Source organism: Duganella phyllosphaerae, assembly GCF_001758785.1.
GTDB lineage: Bacteria > Pseudomonadota > Gammaproteobacteria > Burkholderiales > Burkholderiaceae_D > Rugamonas > Rugamonas phyllosphaerae.
The window spans coordinates 14901-33628 of the sequence record NZ_LROM01000092.1; the positions used below are offsets into that span (position 1 = coordinate 14901).

The 18728-nt window shown below is 62.1% G+C and carries 17 protein-coding genes; 16 read left to right on the top strand and 1 reads right to left on the bottom strand.

Annotation, left to right across the window (positions count from 1 at the left end; translation table 11 throughout):
- Positions 1-3 precede the first annotated feature (3 nt).
- Positions 4-714, bottom strand: a complete 711-nt coding sequence (gene ompA / locus DUPY_RS15915; RefSeq protein ID WP_070249381.1) for an outer membrane protein OmpA — start codon at positions 712-714, stop codon at positions 4-6.
- A 458-nt stretch (positions 715-1172) separates the two neighbouring features.
- Here ompA and gyrA point away from each other — a divergent pair, with 458 nt between their 5' ends.
- The 16 genes from gyrA (at position 1173) to DUPY_RS15995 (ending at position 18726) form a co-directional block, all read left to right on the top strand.
- Positions 1173-3860 carry a DNA gyrase subunit A gene (gene gyrA, locus DUPY_RS15920; protein WP_070249382.1) on the top strand — a complete coding sequence of 896 codons (2688 nt, stop codon included), beginning with the start codon at positions 1173-1175 and terminating at the stop codon, positions 3858-3860.
- Positions 3861-3957: 97 nt separating this feature from the next.
- Positions 3958-4542, top strand: coding sequence for a DUF2059 domain-containing protein (locus DUPY_RS15925; RefSeq protein WP_070249383.1), 585 nt, complete (start codon positions 3958-3960; stop codon positions 4540-4542).
- A gap of 27 nt (positions 4543-4569) precedes the next feature.
- Complete coding sequence (serC, locus tag DUPY_RS15930) at positions 4570-5658, top strand: 3-phosphoserine/phosphohydroxythreonine transaminase (RefSeq protein ID WP_070249434.1); 1089 nt, start codon at positions 4570-4572, stop codon at positions 5656-5658.
- 127 nt (positions 5659-5785) lie between these two features.
- A complete protein-coding gene (gene pheA, locus DUPY_RS15935; RefSeq protein WP_070249384.1) occupies positions 5786-6859 on the top strand; it encodes a prephenate dehydratase in 1074 nt (357 codons plus the stop codon).
- Positions 6860-6882: 23 nt separating this feature from the next.
- Positions 6883-7995 carry a histidinol-phosphate transaminase gene (gene hisC / locus DUPY_RS15940; RefSeq protein WP_070249385.1) on the top strand — a complete coding sequence of 371 codons (1113 nt, stop codon included), beginning with the start codon at positions 6883-6885 and terminating at the stop codon, positions 7993-7995.
- Positions 7996-7997: 2 nt separating this feature from the next.
- Positions 7998-8897, top strand: coding sequence for a prephenate dehydrogenase (locus DUPY_RS15945; RefSeq protein ID WP_070249386.1), 900 nt, complete (start codon positions 7998-8000; stop codon positions 8895-8897).
- 179 nt (positions 8898-9076) lie between these two features.
- Entirely contained in the window at positions 9077-10390 is a 1314-nt protein-coding gene (gene aroA / locus DUPY_RS15950; RefSeq protein ID WP_070249387.1) for a 3-phosphoshikimate 1-carboxyvinyltransferase, read from the top strand.
- Between the two features lie 7 nt (positions 10391-10397).
- Positions 10398-11072 (top strand): (d)CMP kinase, encoded by a 675-nt coding sequence (gene cmk / locus DUPY_RS15955; protein ID WP_070249388.1) that lies wholly within the window; start codon positions 10398-10400, stop codon positions 11070-11072.
- A 120-nt stretch (positions 11073-11192) separates the two neighbouring features.
- Positions 11193-12869 carry a 30S ribosomal protein S1 gene (rpsA, locus tag DUPY_RS15960; RefSeq protein ID WP_070249389.1) on the top strand — a complete coding sequence of 559 codons (1677 nt, stop codon included), beginning with the start codon at positions 11193-11195 and terminating at the stop codon, positions 12867-12869.
- 19 nt (positions 12870-12888) lie between these two features.
- Positions 12889-13194, top strand: coding sequence for an integration host factor subunit beta (locus tag DUPY_RS15965; protein ID WP_008446215.1), 306 nt, complete (start codon positions 12889-12891; stop codon positions 13192-13194).
- A 108-nt stretch (positions 13195-13302) separates the two neighbouring features.
- Positions 13303-13605, top strand: a complete 303-nt coding sequence (locus DUPY_RS15970) for a LapA family protein (protein ID WP_019921782.1) — start codon at positions 13303-13305, stop codon at positions 13603-13605.
- A gap of 30 nt (positions 13606-13635) precedes the next feature.
- The gene (gene lapB / locus DUPY_RS15975; RefSeq protein WP_070249390.1) at positions 13636-14811 is read left to right on the top strand and encodes a lipopolysaccharide assembly protein LapB; all 1176 of its coding nucleotides are present in this window, start codon (positions 13636-13638) and stop codon (positions 14809-14811) included.
- 3 nt (positions 14812-14814) lie between these two features.
- Positions 14815-15759 (top strand): D-glycero-beta-D-manno-heptose-7-phosphate kinase, encoded by a 945-nt coding sequence (gene rfaE1 / locus DUPY_RS15980; RefSeq protein ID WP_070249391.1) that lies wholly within the window; start codon positions 14815-14817, stop codon positions 15757-15759.
- A 140-nt stretch (positions 15760-15899) separates the two neighbouring features.
- Positions 15900-16223, top strand: coding sequence for a ComEA family DNA-binding protein (locus tag DUPY_RS15985; protein ID WP_070249392.1), 324 nt, complete (start codon positions 15900-15902; stop codon positions 16221-16223).
- A 173-nt stretch (positions 16224-16396) separates the two neighbouring features.
- A complete protein-coding gene (locus DUPY_RS15990; RefSeq protein ID WP_070249393.1) occupies positions 16397-17800 on the top strand; it encodes an MBL fold metallo-hydrolase in 1404 nt (467 codons plus the stop codon).
- Positions 17797-18726, top strand: a complete 930-nt coding sequence (locus DUPY_RS15995) for a polysaccharide deacetylase family protein (RefSeq protein ID WP_070249394.1) — start codon at positions 17797-17799, stop codon at positions 18724-18726. The genes DUPY_RS15990 and DUPY_RS15995 overlap by 4 nt, the downstream gene beginning before the upstream one ends.
- Positions 18727-18728 lie beyond the last annotated feature (2 nt).

Sequence of the window (18728 nt, forward strand, 5' to 3'; positions counted from 1 at the left end):
ATATTACTTGCTGGTGCCAACGACTTCGATTTCCACGCGACGGTTCTTCGCACGGCCTTCGGCAGTCTTGTTGTCGGCTACTGGCTGTTTCTCGCCTTTGCCTTCGGTGTATACGCGGGTTGCGTCAACGCCTTTGGAGATGATGTAGGCTTTAACGGCTTCAGCGCGGCGTACCGACAGCTTCTGGTTGTACTCGTCCGAACCAACGGAGTCGGTATGACCAACAGCGATGATGACTTCCAGGTTGATGGCGCCCAGTTTCGAGGTCACTTCGTCCAGTTTCGACTTGCCTTCTGGTTTCAGGACCGATTTGTCGAAGTCGAAGAACGCGTCAGCTGCGAAGCTCACTTTTTGTGCGGTTGGCACTGGTGCTGGCATTGGTGCTGGAGCTGGTTGTACTGGTGCTGGAGCAGGAGCTGGTGGTGGTGGCGGTGCTACGCATTTGCCATTTTCCAGTTTCTCTGGCTCAACGCACAGTGGCAGGTCGCAACCTGGCACGGCATCGGCTGGCGTCCAGTAGCCGGTGCGCCAGCACAGACCGAACGGATCACGCACGATCACACCGCGTGCATCTTGCACGTAGGCGCTTTTAGGGGTGGCAGCCTTGATGTCCTGGGTCACAGGAGCGTAAGGTGGCGCGGTAGGCGCGGTTTGCGCGAATGCCGAACCTGCAAAGGCAGCCGAGATGGCCAACAACGAAATAAGTTTCTTCATATTTTTTTTCCTTTCGGGGGTGATATCCGCAGAAAAACTGCGCGACGTGCATTACGTGGGCCGGATTTTACCACGCAGGGGCGTCACGCCCGTCTCCCGATTGCGAAACAAGCAATTGACTTCTAATTCATTTTGCCACAATAGATCGTGGTGCGCGAAAGAGGTGCACTTATGCACCATTTTGCCCACTACCAATATGTTGTTTCGGCGCAACGTGATTCTGGATAATAATTGAGTAATGTGTCACGAATATTACATCGTGTTACAAGCGCCTATCGTGCGCCATCCCGCATAGGCGCTGGGCTGGCGGTCTATTTGTGCTGGCAGCCCGGTCGGCATGGTAAAATCGAATGCTTGCCTCTCTGGTAAAACAGCGTCGGCAAGCATGCAGCAAGTGCGGCATACATTGCTTAATGCTCAAGAGTTAACCCCACAGTCAAAGATCAGTCGACCCGCCAATGGATCAATTCGCAAAAGAAACAATCCCTATTTCCCTCGAAGAAGAGATGCGCAAGAGCTACCTCGATTACGCCATGAGCGTGATCGTGGGCCGCGCGTTGCCTGACGTGCGCGACGGCTTGAAGCCGGTGCACCGCCGGGTTCTGTTCGCGATGCATGAAATGAACAACGTGTGGAACCGTCCGTACGTCAAGTGCGCGCGCGTGGTCGGCGAAACCATGGGTAAATACCACCCGCACGGCGACGCCTCGATTTACGACACGCTGGTGCGCATGGCGCAGGACTTCTCGCTGCGCTACATGCTGGTCGATGGCCAGGGCAACTTCGGCTCGGTCGATGGCGACGGCGCGGCGGCGATGCGTTACACCGAGTGCCGCCTCGACAAGATCTCCAGCGAACTGCTGGCCGATATTGACAAGGACACCGTCGACTTCCAGCCCAACTACGACGGCAAGGAAAAAGAGCCGACGGTGCTGCCTACCCGTATTCCCAACCTGCTGATCAACGGTTCGTCCGGTATCGCGGTGGGTATGGCCACCAATATTCCGCCGCACAATCTGCACGAAGTGATTGCCGGCGCGATGCACGTGCTGCAAAACCCGCAGTGCTCGATCGACGAGCTGATCGAACTGATCCCGGCGCCCGACTTCCCGACCGGCGGCACCATTTATGGCGTCTCGGGCGTGCGCGATGGTTATCGCACCGGCCGTGGCCGCGTGGTGATGCGCGCCAAGACCCACTACGAGGAATACGGCAAGGACGGCGGCCGCACCGCCATCATCGTCGACGAGCTGCCATACCAGGTCAACAAGAAGTCGCTGCTCGAGCGCATCGCCGAAAACGTACGTGATAAAAAGCTCGAAGGCATTTCCGACATCCGCGACGAGTCCGACAAGTCGGGCATGCGCGTGGTGATCGAGCTCAAGCGTGGCGAAGTACCTGAAGTGGTGCTGAACAACCTGTACAAGCAAACCCAACTGCAAGACACCTTCGGCATGAACATGGTGGCGCTGGTCGATGGCCAGCCGCGCCTGCTGAACCTGAAGGAAATGCTGCAGTGCTTCCTGTCGCACCGCCGCGAAGTGGTCACGCGCCGCACCGTGTTCGAACTGCGCAAGGCGCGCGAACGCGGCCACGTGCTCGAAGGCCTGGCCGTTGCGCTGGCCAATATCGACGACTTCATCGCCCTGATCAAGGCCGCGCCTACGCCGCCGGTGGCGAAAGCCTCGCTGATGGACCGTTCGTGGGATTCGTCGATCGTGCGTGAAATGCTGGCCCGTACCGGCGAAGGCGACACCGTCGGCGGCATCGATGCCTTCCGTCCCGAGCACCTGCCCAAGCACTACGGCATGCAGGCCGACGGCATGTACCGCCTGTCCGACGACCAGGCCCAGGAAATTCTGCAAATGCGCCTGCAGCGCCTCACCGGCCTGGAGCAGGACAAGATCGTCAACGAGTACAAGGACGTGATGGCCGAAATCGCCGACCTGCTCGACATCCTGTCCAAGCCGTCGCGCGTGACTACCATCATTACCGACGAAATGACCTCGGTGCTCAACGAGTTCGGCGACCGCGCCAAGGATCCGCGCCGTTCCAACATCGAACTCAATGCCACCGACCTCGGTACCGAAGACCTGATCACGCCGCAGGACATGGTCGTGACCTTGTCGCACACCGGTTACATGAAGGCGCAGCCGATTTCCGAGTACCGTTCGCAAAAACGCGGCGGTCGCGGCAAGCAGGCCATGGCGACCAAAGAGGAAGACTGGATCGACCAGCTGTTCATCGCCAACACGCACGATTACATCCTGTGCTTCTCCAACCGTGGCCGCATGTACTGGCTCAAGGTCTGGGAAGTGCCGCAAGGCTCGCGCAATTCGCGCGGCAAGCCAATCGTCAACATGTTCCCGCTGGCCGACAACGAGAAGATCACCGTGATCCTGCCGCTGTCCGGCGAGAACCGCACCTTCCCTGAAGACCACTACGTGTTCATGTCCACCAGCCTGGGTACGGTCAAGAAGACGCCGCTGAAGGACTTCAGCAACCCGCGCAAGGCCGGCATCATTGCCGTGGACCTCGACGAAGGCGACTTCCTGATCGGCGCCGCGCTTACCGATGGCGAACACGATGTGATGCTGTTCTCCGATTCCGGCAAGGCCGTGCGCTTCGACGAAAACGACGTGCGTCCGATGGGTCGCAACGCCCGCGGTGTGCGCGGCATGAATCTCGACGAAGGCCAGCGCGTGATCGCACTGCTGGTCGCCGAGAACGAGCAGCAGTCGGTGCTTACCGCCACCGAGAACGGCTACGGCAAGCGTACGCCGATTACCGAGTACACGCGTCATGGCCGTGGCACCAAGGGCATGATCGCGATCCAGACGTCCGAGCGTAATGGCCGCGTGGTCGCCGCCACCCTGGTGGAGCCGACCGACGAGATCATGCTGATCACCACCGGCGGCGTGCTCATTCGCACCCGCGTGGCGGAGATCCGCGAAATGGGCCGCGCCACGCAAGGCGTGACCCTGATCGCGGTCGAAGACGGCACCAAGCTGTCCGGCCTGCAGCGCGTGGTGGAAACCGACATCGACGAAGTGGAGCTGGAACCAGGTCCGGACGGTGCTGCTGCTGTCCCTGCCGCTGCTCCCGCCGATCCTGATGCCAACCCGGATGACACAGCCGCCGAATAAGGCGTAGCCTATTTCCTGGACTCGTTCCGGGGCCGGCGGGGCCAGGTCTGTCGCAGCGATGCGGCGAGGACTGGCCCCGTTTTTATTTGAGGATCACATGAAGAAAATCGTCGCAATCCTGGCCGCATCGACCACCCTGGCGCTGTCCGGCGCAGCTGCGGCCCAGGCGCCAGTTGCTGCTCCGGTGGCTGCTGCTGCTGCTGCCCCGGCAGCGCTCGACCCGGCCGCACTCAAGGCCGCGCGCGAGTTGTTCGACTCGATGAACTATCGCCAGTCGATGCAGGAGATGATGCGCCAGATGTCGCAGTCGGCCATGCAGTCGATGCGGCCGATGATGGAAGCCGCCACCAGCCAGGACAAGCGCCTGAGCGAAGCCCAGCGCAAGCAGATGCTCGACAAGATTGACGCCAAGATGCCGCAACTGAACCAGATGATGATGGAATCGATGGGCGACCCGGCGCTGGTGGACGAGTTGCTGGCGCAGGCGATTCCGATCTATGCCCGCAATTTCACTGTAGACGAATTACACCAACTGGCAGCGTTCTACGCCACCCCCGTTGGCAAGAAAATGATGGCGGTGATGCCCAAGCTGGCCAGCGAAAGCATGGCCTCGAGCCAGCAGCTGATGGCGCAGCGCATGCAGCCAATGATGGCCAGGCTGCTCACCATTTTGCAGGACTAGCATTCATTGTTTAATAAGGAACGCAACGTGACTCACATCTATAACTTCTCCGCCGGCCCGGCCGTCCTGCCCAAGGAAGTGCTGGCGCAAGCCGCCGCCGAGATGCTGGACTGGCATGGCAGCGGCATGTCGGTGATGGAGATGAGCCACCGCGGACCGGAGTTTATTTCGATCTACAAGGCGGCCGAGCGCGACCTGCGCGAGCTGCTGGCAATACCGGACAATTACAAGATCTTGTTCATGCAGGGCGGGGGCTTGTCCCAGAACGCCCTGGTTCCGTTGAACCTGGTGGGCCACAAGCCGCAGCCAGCAACCATCGATTTCATCCACACCGGTTCGTGGTCGGGCAAATCCATCAAGGAAGCCGCCAAGTACGCCAACGTCAACATCGCCGCTTCGTCGATGACGTCGGTGCCGCCGCAGTCCACCTGGCAGCTCACGCCCGGCGCGGCCTACCTGCATATGTGCACCAACGAGACCATCGACGGTGTCGAATTCGATGTCGATGCCGGTGTGCCGGCAGTGCAGCCGGACGTGCTGCTGGTGGCCGACATGTCGTCGCACATCCTGTCGCGTCGCATCGACGTGTCGAAATACGGCGTGATCTTTGCCGGCGCCCAGAAAAACATCGGCCCGGCGGGACTGACCATCGTCATCGTGCGCGACGACCTGCTGGGCAAGGCGCTGCCAACGTGTCCGTCGGCGTTCGATTTCAAGCTGGTGGCCGACAACGACTCGATGTACAACACGCCGCCCACCTACGGCATCTACATCGCCGGGCTGGTGTTCCAGTGGCTGAAAAAGAACGGCGGCGTGGCGGCCATGGAAGAGCGCAACATCGCCAAGGCCAAACTGCTGTACGCGGCGCTCGATGCCGACGATTTTTACCAGACCCGCGTGGATGCGGGCAGCCGCTCGCGCATGAACATTCCCTTCTACCTGAAGGACGAAAGCCGGAACGACGAATTCCTGGCCGGCGCCAAGGCGCGCGGCCTGCTGCAGCTGAAGGGTCACAAGTCCGTCGGCGGCATGCGCGCATCGATCTACAACGCCATGCCGATAGAAGGTGTGCAGGCGCTGGTAGACTATTTAAACGAATTCGCTGGGCGGCGATAACCGTTGCCTTTACCAACGTCATCCTCGCGAACGGGGGGATCCATACTGAGCGCACTGAAGACGCGTTCTATGGATTCCCGCCTGCGCGGGAATGACGGCTTTGCGTTTAGCTGATAAAGAAACCGCCATGAACGACAAACTCAAACCCCTGCGCGAACAGATCGATGCGATCGACGCGCAAATCCTCGACCTGCTCAACCGCCGCGCCCAGGTGGCGCAGGAAGTGGGCCACGTCAAGGCCGAAACCAACGCCCCGGTATTCCGTCCCGAGCGCGAAGCGCAGGTGCTGCGCGGCGTGGCCGACCGCAACCCGGGCCCGATGGGCAACGCCGAGATGCAGACCATTTTCCGCGAAATCATGTCCGCCTGCCGTTCGCTGGAAAAACGCGTGACCGTCGCCTTCCTGGGACCGGCCGGCACCTACAGCGAACAGGCCGTGTACCAGCAGTTCGGCACTGCGGTCGATGTGATGGCGTGCGCTTCCATCGACGAAGTGTTCCGCGCCACCGAGGCCGGCACCGCCGACTTTGGCGTGGTGCCGGTGGAGAACTCCACCGAGGGCGCCATCGGCCGCACGCTCGACCTGCTGCTCAATACGCCGCTGACCATCAGCGGCGAGGTGGCCATCGCCGTGCGTCACAGCCTGCTCACCGGCAGCGGCACCATGGACGGCGTGACCGCAATCTGCGCCCACGCCCAGGCGCTGGCGCAGTGCCAGATCTGGCTGAACAACAATTACCCGGAGATCGAGCGCCGCGCCGTCTCGTCCAACGCGGAAGCTGCGCGCATGGCGCGCGACGACCACTCGGTGGCGGCGATTGCCGGCGAGCGCGCCGGCGTACGCTACAGCCTGGGTACCGTGAAAGCCAATATCCAGGACGACCCGCACAACCGCACCCGCTTTGCCGTGATCGGCACCTTGCGCACCGGCCCGTCCGGCATCGACCGCACGTCGATGGCGCTGGCCGCACCGCACAAGGCCGGCTCGGTGTACCGCCTGCTCGGTTCCCTGGCGCAGAACGGCGTGTCGATGACGCGTTTCGAATCGCGCCCGGCCCGCAACGGCAACTGGGAATACTATTTTTACGTGGACGTCGAAGGCCATATCGAAAACCCCGCCGTGGCCAAGGCGCTGGAAGAATTGCAGGGCAATGCTGCCTTCTTTAAAGTCCTGGGTTCATACCCGGTAAGCCTGACTTGAACTTATAAAAAAGAGAGACCACCATGACCAAGAATTTCGGGCCGGAGTACGTCCGCGCCATTGCTCCTTACCAGGCCGGCAAACCGATCGCTGAAGTCGCGCGTGAATTCGGTTTGCAGGAAGACGCCATCGTCAAGCTGGCTTCCAACGAAAATCCGTTCGGCGTGCCGGAATCGGCCAAGGCCGCCATGAGCGCTGCTGCAGCCGAATTGGGCCGCTACCCGGACGCCAACGGCTTCGACCTGAAAGCCGCGTTGTCCGCCCGCTACAACGTGCCGGCCGACTGGGTCACGCTGGGCAACGGCAGCAACGACATCCTGGAAATAGCCGCCCACGCCTTCGTGGAGCGCGGCCAGTCGGTCGTGTATTCGCAGTATTCGTTTGCCGTGTACGCGCTGGCCACCCAGGGCGTGGGTGCACGTCACATCGTGGTGCCGGCCAAGGCCCACGGCCATGACCTCGACGCCATGCTCGCCGCGATTGCCGAAGACACGCGCCTGGTCTTCATCGCCAACCCGAACAACCCTACCGGCACTTTCATCCCGGCTGCCGACATCGAGGCGTTCCTGCAGAAAGTGCCGGCCAGCGTGGTGGTGGTGCTCGATGAAGCGTACAACGAATTCCTGGCTGCTGAAAACCAGTTCGAGTCGGCCGACTGGGTGAAAAAATACCCGAACCTGCTGGTCTCGCGCACGTTCTCCAAGGCCTATGGCCTGGCCGGGTTACGCGTCGGTTTTGCCATCGCCCAGCCGGCGCTGACGGACCTGATGAACCGGATTCGCCAGCCGTTCAACGTCAACTCGCTGGCGCAGGCTGCCGCCATCGCTGCGCTCAATGACAAGGAATTCTTGGCCAAGAGCGCGACCAACAACGCCGCCGGCTACCGCCAGTTTACCGAAGCGTTCGAGCAGCTTGGGCTCGAGTACGTGCCGTCGTACGGTAACTTCGTGCTGGTCAAGGTGGGCGAAGACACCGGCGCCGGCGCGCGCGTCAACCTGTCGCTGCTCAAGCAGGGCGTGATCGTGCGCCCGGTGGGCAACTACGGTTTGCCCGAGTGGCTGCGCATCTCGATCGGCCTGCCGCAGGAAAATGCGGTGCTGATCGCGGCGCTGACCAAGGCGCTGGCCGAAAGCTGAAGATGAAGAAGGCAGTCATTTTTGGCGTGGGCCTGATCGGCGGCTCGTTTGCCCGTTCGCTGAAAAAGGCCGGTGTGTTCGAGACGGTGGTGGGCATGGGCCGCTCGCAGGCATCGATGCAGCGCGCGCTCGAACTGGGCATCATCGACGTGATCGGCGGCGACGTGCAGCAAGCGCTGGCTGGCGCCGACCTGGTGCTGCTGGCCGCGCCGGTGGCGCAGACCGAAGCGATCCTGGCGGCCATCGCCCCGCACCTGCAACCGGGCACCGTGGTGACCGACGCCGGCAGCACCAAGTCGGACGTGGTGGCCGCTGCGCGTAGTGCGTTGGCAGGGAAGGTAGCGCAGTTCGTACCGGGTCATCCCATCGCCGGGCGCGAAACCAATGGTCCCGAGGCGGCGATCGACGACCTCTATGTCGGCAAGAAGGTGGTGTTGACGGCGCTGGCCGAGAACAGTGCGGCCGACGTCGAGCGAGTGGCGGCCGCGTGGCGCGCGTGCGGGGCGATTATCCATCGCCTGTCGCCGGAAGAGCACGACAAGGTGTTCGCGGCGGTGAGCCATCTGCCGCACCTGCTGGCGTATGCGCTGGTGGACGATATCGCCCGCAAGCCCCATGCGGACCTGCTGTTCCAGTACGCGGCCAGCGGCTTCCGCGACTTCACCCGCATTGCCGGCTCGTCGCCGGAAATGTGGCGCGACATCAGCCTGGCCAACCAGGCCGCACTGTTGACCGAGCTCGATGCCTACATGGCGCAGCTGGCGGCGCTACGTGGTCGGCTGGCCGCTGGCGACGGCGCTGGCCTGGAACACGTGTACGGCAATGCCCAGCGCGCAAGACATCAATGGATTACCGCGATTGAAACGGCGGAAGCGCCGCAGTTGGCGGATAAAGCGGATTAACCAGATAGACCGCAAATAGTCTGCGGCCGCCGCTCCGTCATCCTCGCGCACGCGGGGATCCATACGGCATTCGAACGATGTTGGCTGATGGTGAAGCTGGCACTGCTCGAGTGTTCCATGGATCCCCGCGTCCGCGAGGATGACGGATTCGAGGGCGCGTCTCTAAACAAGGAATACCTATGAACCACGACTACATCGACCTGCAACCGGTCACCCACGTACAAGGCACCGTGCGCCTGCCCGGCTCCAAGTCCATCTCCAACCGCATCCTGCTGCTGGCCGCGCTCTCGCAGGGCGACGTCGATATCATCGACCTGCTGGCGTCGGACGACACTGCCGTCATGCTGGCGGCGCTGCGCTCGCTCGGCGTGGAATGGAGCGAAGAAGCAACCGCCATCGGCACCATCCACCACGTCAAAGGCGTGGCTGGCGTGCTGCCCAATAAATCGGCCGACCTCTTCATGGGCAATGCCGGCACGGCGATCCGGCCGCTGACCGCCGCGCTGGCCGTGATCGGCGGCGACTACACGCTGCACGGCGTGCCGCGCATGCACGAGCGGCCGATCGGCGACCTGGTCGATGCCCTGAACGCGGCCGGCACCAATGTCGACTACACGGGCAATCCCGGCTACCCGCCGCTGCACATCAAGCAGGGCAAGATCCACGCGCAGCGCCTGTCGGTGCGCGGCGATGTGTCGAGCCAGTTTCTGACGGCCTTGCTGATGGTCGCACCGCTGCTGGCGCGCGAGCACGCGATCACCATTGACGTCATCGGCGAGCTGATTTCCAAGCCGTATATCGAAATCACCCTGAACCTGGTGCGCCGCTTCGGCGTGCAGGTGGCGCAGGACGGCTGGTCGTCGTTCACGATTGAACCCGGCCAGGTGTACCAGTCGCCGGGCACCATCCACGTCGAGGGCGACGCGTCGTCGGCGTCGTACTTCCTGGCGGCCGGCGCGATAGGCGGCGGCCCGGTGCGCGTCGAAGGCGTGGGCCGGCAGAGCATCCAGGGCGACGTGCGCTTTGCCGCAGCGCTCGAACAGATGGGCGCGACCATCGTCATGGGCGACAACTGGATCGAAGCGAGCAGCAATGGCCCGTTAAAAGCCATCGACGCCGACTTCAACCACATTCCCGACGCCGCCATGACGATCGCGATTGCCGCCCTGTACGCGGACGGCACCAGCACGTTGCGCAACATCGCCAGCTGGCGCGTGAAGGAAACCGACCGCATCGCCGCCATGGCCACCGAGCTGCGCAAGCTGGGCGCCACGGTGGAGGAGGGCGCCGATTTCATTCGTGTGACGCCGCCCGCCGCCCTCGGTCCTGCTACTATCGATACCTACGACGACCACCGCATGGCGATGTGCTTCTCGCTGGCGTCGCTCGACGGCCTGGCGCGCAAGGGCACGGCCGTGCGCATCAACGACCCCAAGTGCGTCGGCAAAACCTTCCCTGAATACTTCGCTGCGTTTGCGGCGATTGCAAAATAGTAAACACATGCCAACATCCCAGATTCCAGTCATCACCATCGACGGCCCTACCGCATCCGGCAAGGGCACGGTCGCACATCGCGTTGCCGATAAACTCGGCTTCCACTACCTGGATTCGGGCGCGCTGTATCGCCTGACGGCGCTGTCTGCCTTGAGGCGCGATACCGACCTGGCGGACGAACATGCGCTGGCCAAGCTGGCCGAACACCTGCAATGCAGCTTCCAGGGCGAGCATATTTTGCTCGGCCACGAGGACGTGAGCGACGCCATCCGCGCCGAGGTGGTCGGCAATACCGCGTCGAAAATCGCCACGTTCCCGGCCGTGCGCCACGCTCTGGTCGGGCTGCAACTGGGCTTTCGCAAGGCGCCGGGCGTGGTGGCGGACGGGCGCGACATGGGTTCGGTGATCTTCCCGCACGCCCCGCTCAAGGTGTTTTTGACGGCAAGTGTTGCTGCCAGGGCCGAGCGGCGCTACAAGCAATTGATCGGCAAGGGAATTTCTGCTAAGATGGAAGACCTGCTGATGGATTTGCAGGCGCGGGACGACCGGGATACAAACCGGGCCATCGCGCCGCTGGTCCCTGCCGAAGGTGCGCATGTGCTCGAAACGTCGAATCTGACTGCTGACGAAGCGGTCGAGCAGGTGTTGAAGTGGTACGCCGCCCTGGGGCATAAGCATTAAGTCGTATGTTTTTGGTAAGGTGTCTGGCCGCTCTGCGGCCTAGACGTGTTTCAACCCTAACCCAACTGAAGTCGCATATCGCGAGCCTTGTTGGCAAACCTGGAAGTTACAATGTCTAATATGGAAAGTTTTGCAGCCCTCTTCGAAGAATCCCTGTCGCGTCAAGACATGCGTTCGGGCGAAGTGATCTCGGCTGAAGTCGTTCGTCTGGATCACAACTTCGTGATCGTGAACGCCGGCCTGAAATCGGAAGCATTCATCCCTGTTGAAGAATTCAAGAATGACCAAGGCGAACTGGAAGTCAAAGTAGGCGACTTCGTTTCCGTGGCCATCGAATCGCTGGAAAATGGTTTCGGCGATACCATCCTGTCGCGCGACAAAGCCAAGCGTCTGGCTTCGTGGCTGGCACTGGAAAAAGCAATGGAGTCGGGCGAGATCGTCGTCGGCACCGTCAACGGTAAAGTCAAAGGCGGCCTGACCGTCCTGACCAACGGCATCCGCGCATTCCTGCCGGGTTCGCTGGTTGACACCCGTCCAGTCAAGGACACCACCCCGTTCGAAGGCAAAACCCTCGAATTCAAAGTTATCAAACTGGACCGCAAGCGTAACAACGTGGTTCTGTCGCGTCGCGCCGTCATCGAAGCTTCGATGGGCGAAGAGCGTCAGAAACTGATGGAAACGCTGAAAGAAGGCACGGTAGTGACCGGCGTTGTGAAAAACATCACCGACTACGGCGCGTTCGTGGACCTGGGCGGCATCGACGGCCTGCTGCACATCACCGACCTGGCATGGCGTCGTGTGCGTCACCCATCGGAAGTTCTGACCGTTGGTCAGGAAATCACCGCAAAAGTTCTGAAATACGATCAAGAGAAAAACCGTGTTTCGCTGGGCGTGAAGCAACTGGGCGACGATCCTTGGACCGGTCTGTCCCGTCGTTACCCACAAGGCACCCGTCTGTTCGGTAAAGTGACGAACCTCACCGACTACGGCGCGTTCGTTGAAGTGGAACAAGGTATCGAAGGTCTGGTACACGTTTCCGAAATGGACTGGACCAACAAGAACGTCGCTCCAAACAAAGTTGTCCAGCTGGGCGACGAAGTAGAAGTGATGGTTCTGGAAATCGACGAAGAGCGTCGTCGTATTTCGCTGGGCATGAAGCAGTGCAAAGCCAACCCATGGGATGACTTCGGCGTTACCCACAAGAAGGGCGACAAAGTCCGCGGCGCGATCAAGTCGATCACCGACTTCGGCGTGTTCATCGGCCTGGCTGGCAACATCGACGGCCTGGTACACCTGTCCGACCTGTCGTGGACCGAGTCCGGCGAAGAAGCCGTACGCAAGTTCAAGAAAGGTGACGAACTGGAAGCCATCGTTCTGGCCATCGACGTTGAGCGCGAGCGCGTTTCCCTGGGCGTCAAGCAACTGGAAGGTGACCCGTTCAACAACTTCGCCGCCATGAACGACAAAGGTTCGCTGGTTAACGGTACCGTGAAATCGGTGGAGCCTAAAGGCGCCGTGATCCAACTGTCGGAAGAAGTCGAAGGCTACCTGCGCGCTTCGGAAATCTCGCGTGACCGCGTTGAAGATGCTGGCACCCACCTGAAAGTCGGCGACGCCGTCGAAGCTCTGGTGATCAACATCGACCGTAAAGCACGTTCGATCCAGCTGTCGATCAAAGCAAAAGACAACGCTGAAACCCAGGAAGCGATGAAGTCGATGGCTTCGGACAGCAGCGCAGCTTCGGGCACCACCAGCCTGGGCGCACTGCTGAAAGCCAAGTTCGATAACAAGAACTAAGTAACACTAGAACCAGTCGATGACTAAGTCCGAACTCATCAACCGCCTGGCTGAGCGTTATTCTCAGCTGGTGGCCAAAGATGCGGAGTACGCGGTCAAGACCATTCTTGATGCGATGACCAACGCCCTGGCGACCGGTCAACGCATCGAGATCCGTGGTTTTGGCAGCTTTGCCCTCAACAGCCGGCCACCACGCATCGGGCGTAATCCCAAATCGGGTGACAAGGTGATGGTGCCTGAAAAACGGGTACCCCACTTCAAACCCGGCAAGCAGTTGCGCGAGCGGGTCGACGCGATGGTCGGGCAACCGATCATCGAGGACTGAGGTTGTGACGGTTTAAACGAAAAAGCGGCGTCCTCGGATGCCGCTTTTTTTTTAGCGGTTCTAATGCCATACTGGCGCTCTTGGAAAATCCGATCAGGAATCAGGCTGATGAAATTTGTATCCACCCTCGTTGGACTTGTTCTATTCGTCCTGTTTTTTGGCTTCGCCCTGAAAAATACGCAGGAAGTCGATCTGCACCTGTTTCTCCACTATGAGCTGCGCGGCCCGCTGGTGCTGATGCTGCTCGGGTGCTTCGTGGCCGGCGCCGTACTGGGCGTGCTGGCGCTCACGCCCACGGTGTTTCGCTATCGCCGCGAAACCAATAAACACAAATCCACCATCACGACGATGCAAACGACGGCGCAGCGGGCCAATGCCCAGCCCCAGCCCGACAGCGTCCTCGCTCCCTAAGCCACTGCATCATCCTCAAAAGAATAAAGCATGGAATTTGAACTCTTCTGGTTGCTGGGTATCCCGGTCTTCTTCGGCCTTGGCTGGCTGGCGGCGCGGGTCGATATCCGTCAGCTGATGGCCGAATCGCGCACCCTGCCGCGCGGTTACTTCAAGGGCCTGAACCTGCTGCTCAACGACCAGCCGGACAAGGCGATCGACGCCTTCATCGAGATCGTCCGGCTGGACCCGGAATCGGCCGACATGCACTTCGCGCTCGGTAACCTGTTCCGCCGCCGCGGCGAGACCGAACGCGCCATTCGCGTGCACCAGAATTTGCTGGCGCGGCCGGACCTGCCGCAGGAGCAGAAAGAACACGCCGAGTACGAACTCGGGGTCGATTACCTGAAGGCGGGCTTGCTCGACCGCGCCGAAGAAACCTTCAATCGCCTGATCAACGGCCAGTACGGCGCCCAGGCACGGCGCCAGTTGCTGGAGATCTTCCAGCGCGAAAAAGAGTGGCCGCGCGCGATCGAATCGGCGATGGGCCTGCAGGAGTCGGGCGCCGGCTCGCGTCAAAAAGAGATCGCGCAGTTTTACTGCGAGATGGCGCAGGACGCGCTGGTGCACCTCCATGTCGATGAAGCGATGGCGCTGCTCGATAAATCGCTGGCGGCCGACCGCAACAACGTGCGCGCCACCATTCTGACCGGCGACGCCCAGCTGGCCAAGGACGATGTCGAAGGCGCGCTGCTGACCTGGCGCCGCGTGGAGCAGATCAGCGTGCCGCACACGGCGCTGGTCGCCCAGCGCATCATGGACGGCTACCGCAAGGTGGGCCGACCGCAGGAAGGCGTCAACCTGCTCAAGTCGTACCTGGAACAGGCGTCGTCGATCGACCTGCTGGAAGTGGTGTACAAGGAAGTGATGGAACTGCACGGCGTGGCCGAGGCCAAGGAACTGGTCGTCAACGAGCTGCGTCGCACGCCGACCCTGCTGGGACTCGACCGCCTGCTCGAAGCGCGCATGGTCGATGCGCCAGCGGCCATCGTCTCCGAGCTGTCGATGGTGAAGAACCTGGTGCACGGCTATACGCAAAAGCTGGCGCGCTACCAGTGCAGCCATTGCGGCTTCAAGGCGCGCCAGTTCTACTGGCAGTGCCCCGGTTGCAGCCGCTGGGAGACCTACCCGCCGCGCCGCACCGAAGAACTCAACGTGATGAACTGAACGATGGCCAACGACCTGACGACTTATACCGCACCGGACCTGAACACGGTGCGCATCCTGATCGTGGGCGACGTCATGCTGGACCGCTACTGGTTCGGCGACGTCAACCGCATTTCGCCGGAAGCGCCGGTACCGATCGTGCGCGTCAACCACCGCGAAGCGCGCCTGGGCGGCGCCGCCAACGTGGCGCGCAACGCCGCAGCCCTCGGTGCGCACACGGCCCTGCTGGGCGTGGTGGGCGCCGACGAGGCGGGCAACGAGGTGGAACAGATGCTGGAGAGCGGCGGCATCCACAGCTACCTGCAGCGCGACGAGGCGATATCGACCATCGTCAAGCTGCGCGTGATCGGCCGCCAGCAGCAGATGGTGCGCATCGATTTCGAGGAAGCGCCCACCGACACGGTGCTGCGCGACAAGCTCGAACAATTCAAGACGCTGTTGCACGACTACGACGTGATCGTGCTGTCGGACTACGCCAAGGGCAGCCTGGTCGCCGTGGCCGACATGATCGCGTCGGCGCGCGCGGCCGGCAAGGTGGTGATGGTCGATCCGAAAGGCGACGATTTTTCGCGCTATGCGGGCGCCACCGTGCTCACGCCAAATAAATCGGAAATGCGCCAGATCGTCGGCACCTGGTCGAGCGAAGAACAGCTGACGGCCAAGGCCCAGCAACTGCGCGCCGACCTGCGCCTGGACGCCTTGCTGCTCACCCGCTCGGAAGAGGGCATGACCCTGTACACGGACGGCCAGCAGTACCACATGCCGGCCGCTGCGCGCGAAGTGTTCGACGTCTCCGGCGCGGGCGACACCGTGATCGCCACCATGGCCTGCATGCTGGGCGCGGGCGCCGGCTGGCACGAGGCGGTGCAGACCGCCAACCGCGCCGGCGGCATCGTGGTGGGCAAGCTCGGGACGGCGACGGTGACGCGCGAAGAATTGTTCGGCTGAGTGTTCGGCTGAGGTCGCTCAATATGGCCGCGCCGGCTTGACGTTGATCAAGCGGGCGGGTCAACTTGGCGCAAGCGTTGGCGTTAGGGAGTATGCAGGGTGCGATGGTCGCTCCTGCTCACTTCATAACGGAGAATGTCATGTTGAAGAAACTCATGCTCGCAGTCGTCGCACTGGTCGCCACGATGAACTTCGCTTTCGCCCAGGTCGATGTCAACAAGGCCGACGCGGCCGCGCTGGACAGCGTCAACGGCATCGGCCCGGCCAAGTCCAAGGCCATCCTGGAAGAGCGCAAGAAGGGCGAATTCAAGGACTGGAGCGATTTCCAGCAGCGGGTAAAGGGCGTGGGCGAGAAGAACGCGCTCAAGCTGTCGGCAGCGGGGCTGGTGGTCAATGGCAAGGGCAAGGATGGTGCGGCGGTGGCGGCAGGTACGCCGGCCAAGCCCAAGGCTGCGGCTAAATAGCACCCGAACCGTGTGCACCGTCTAGAACCCGGAAAGTATGCTACGTCATTCCCGCGCAGGCGGGAATCCATGGACAATGCGAGCCGCAGCATTGTTCCAATACACCACTGCTCCGGCTTTCCATGGATCCCCGCGTACGCGGGGATGACGGCATTCAGGCTCACCAGGTAATCATGAAAATTTCCCGCATCCTCCACGCCGGCTACGTCTTCGAATCCGGCGGCACCCAGATCCTGTTCGACCCCATCTTCGAAAACCCTTTCAGCCGCAACTGCCACGCCTTTCCCGACGTCCGCTTCGACCCGGACCAGATACGCCAGCTCACGCCAGACGCCATCTTCATCTCGCACTTCCACGACGACCACTGCTCGTTCGACAGCCTGCACCTGCTGCCGCGCGCCACGCCGGTCTACCTCTACTGCCTGTTCGAGGAACTGTTCGCCATGTTGCGCGAACTCGGTTTCACCAATGTGAATTCTTTGGAGATCGACCAGCCGGTGCACGTGGGCGCCTTCGAGATCATCGCCCGCCGCGCGCTCGACGACGAAGTCGATTCCATGTTCCACATCCGCGCCGAGGGCCTGAACATCCTCAACGTGGTCGATTCATGGATGGACCCGCACACGCTCGAGCAGTTGAAGGCCTACGCACCGTGGGACATGGTGCTGTGGCCATTCCAGACCATGCGCGAAGTGGACGTGATCGCGCCGTCGCGCACGCGTGATGGCGACACCGCGCCAGAGTTGGTATGCGCGCCCGTGCCCGCGATGGCCGGCGCGCGCGCCACACCGGCGGTGGCGCTGCCCGACGACTGGCCCGGGCAACTGCAAGCACTGAACCCGCGCTACGTGGTGCCCAGCTCGTGCCAGTTCGTGCAGGAGCCATGGTCGTGGTACAACCACGCCATGTTCCCGATCACGTACCGCCAGTTCGCGCAGGATGCAGGCGCCTGGCTGCCGGCCGCGCACGTGGTGCGCCTCGATCCCTCGGTGGCGTTCGAACTGACCCCGCAGGCCTTGACGCCGGCCGCGCCGTTGCCGTGGGTGATCCCGGTAGGCGACCAGGACGTCGATTTCCAGTACGACCCGGCCATCAAGCCACCAGCCACGGCCGACATCGCGCGCCGCTTTCCGGCATTGACCGTGGAACAGGCGGCGCTGGTGCTGGACTTCTGCCAGCGCGGCCTGCTGCAAAAGTATGAAGAGATGGAACTGCCCGACGACAGTTATTTCATGGAGCCGCGCCGGTGGCAGCTGACGGTGTTCGATCATGACGGGTCCGGGCGCCGCTTCCGCTATCGTATTCACGGCGACAGCATCGAGCGCGCTGATATTGAAGACGGCAGCATTGCAGCAGCCACCGACAGCCAGCCATTGGGCTGGACCACCGAAATCCCCGCTGCCAAGCTGTACGCCGGCCTGGCGCTGGGCGAGTCGCTCACCTCGATGTATTTGCGCATCAACGGTGCGCCCGAGGACGCCGACATCGCTGACGACCCGCTGATCCGCTGCCTGTTCAACGACGCCTTCGGCGCCTACCAGGCCGCCCAACTCAAACGCCTCAAGGAGACTGCATGAAACGATTGATCCTGGCCGTGGCCGCCACTGCCACCGCCATTGTGTGCACACTGGGCACGGCTGCCGCACAAACCGTCGCCTTCACCTTCGACGACGGCCCGCGCCTGGAACCAACGCCTTTGATGACCCCGCAGCAGCGCAACGATGCGCTGCTCGGCGCGCTGGCCGCGCACCACGTCTCGGCCGCGTTATTCGTCACCTGCGGCAACGGCGCCAACGAGCCGGCCGGGCTGGCGCTGGCGAAGGCCTGGGGCGACGCCGGCCACGCGGTCGGCAACCACACCATGACGCACCCGGACCTGAACAGCACCAAGGTAACGCTGGCGCAGTACCAGCAGGAAGTGCTCGATTGCGACCGCATCATCGCGCCGCTGCCCGGCTATCAAAAATGGTTCCGCTACACCTATCTGCGCGAGGGCAACACGCCGGAGAAGCGCGACGGCATGCGCGCCTTCCTCAAGCAGCACGGCTACCGCAATGGCGACGTTTCGCTCGACACCAGTGACTGGCGCCTCGACGAAAAACTCAACGAGGTCCTCGAGGCCAATCCCAAAGCAGATCTGACCGTGATCCGGCAAGCCTACCTGGACCACCTGCGCCAGCGCGCCACCGCCTACCGCGACCTGTCGCGCCAGTACCAAGGCCGAGACATCCCGCAAGTGATCCTGCTGCACCACAACCTGATCAATGCGCTGTGGCTCAAGGACGCCATCGCGCAGTTCAAGGACATGGGCTGGACCATCATCACGCCCGCGCAGGCGTTTGCCGATCCGTTCTACCAGCAGGTGCCCGATCGCCCGGTGCCAGGCCAGAGCCTGGTGCTGTCGGTCATGCGCAGCAAGGGCATCGACCGCTTCCCGGGGCGGGAGCGGCTGGTCGATGACGGTGATTTCGAAATTAATGCCATCGATGCGGCGGCAAGGTAAGG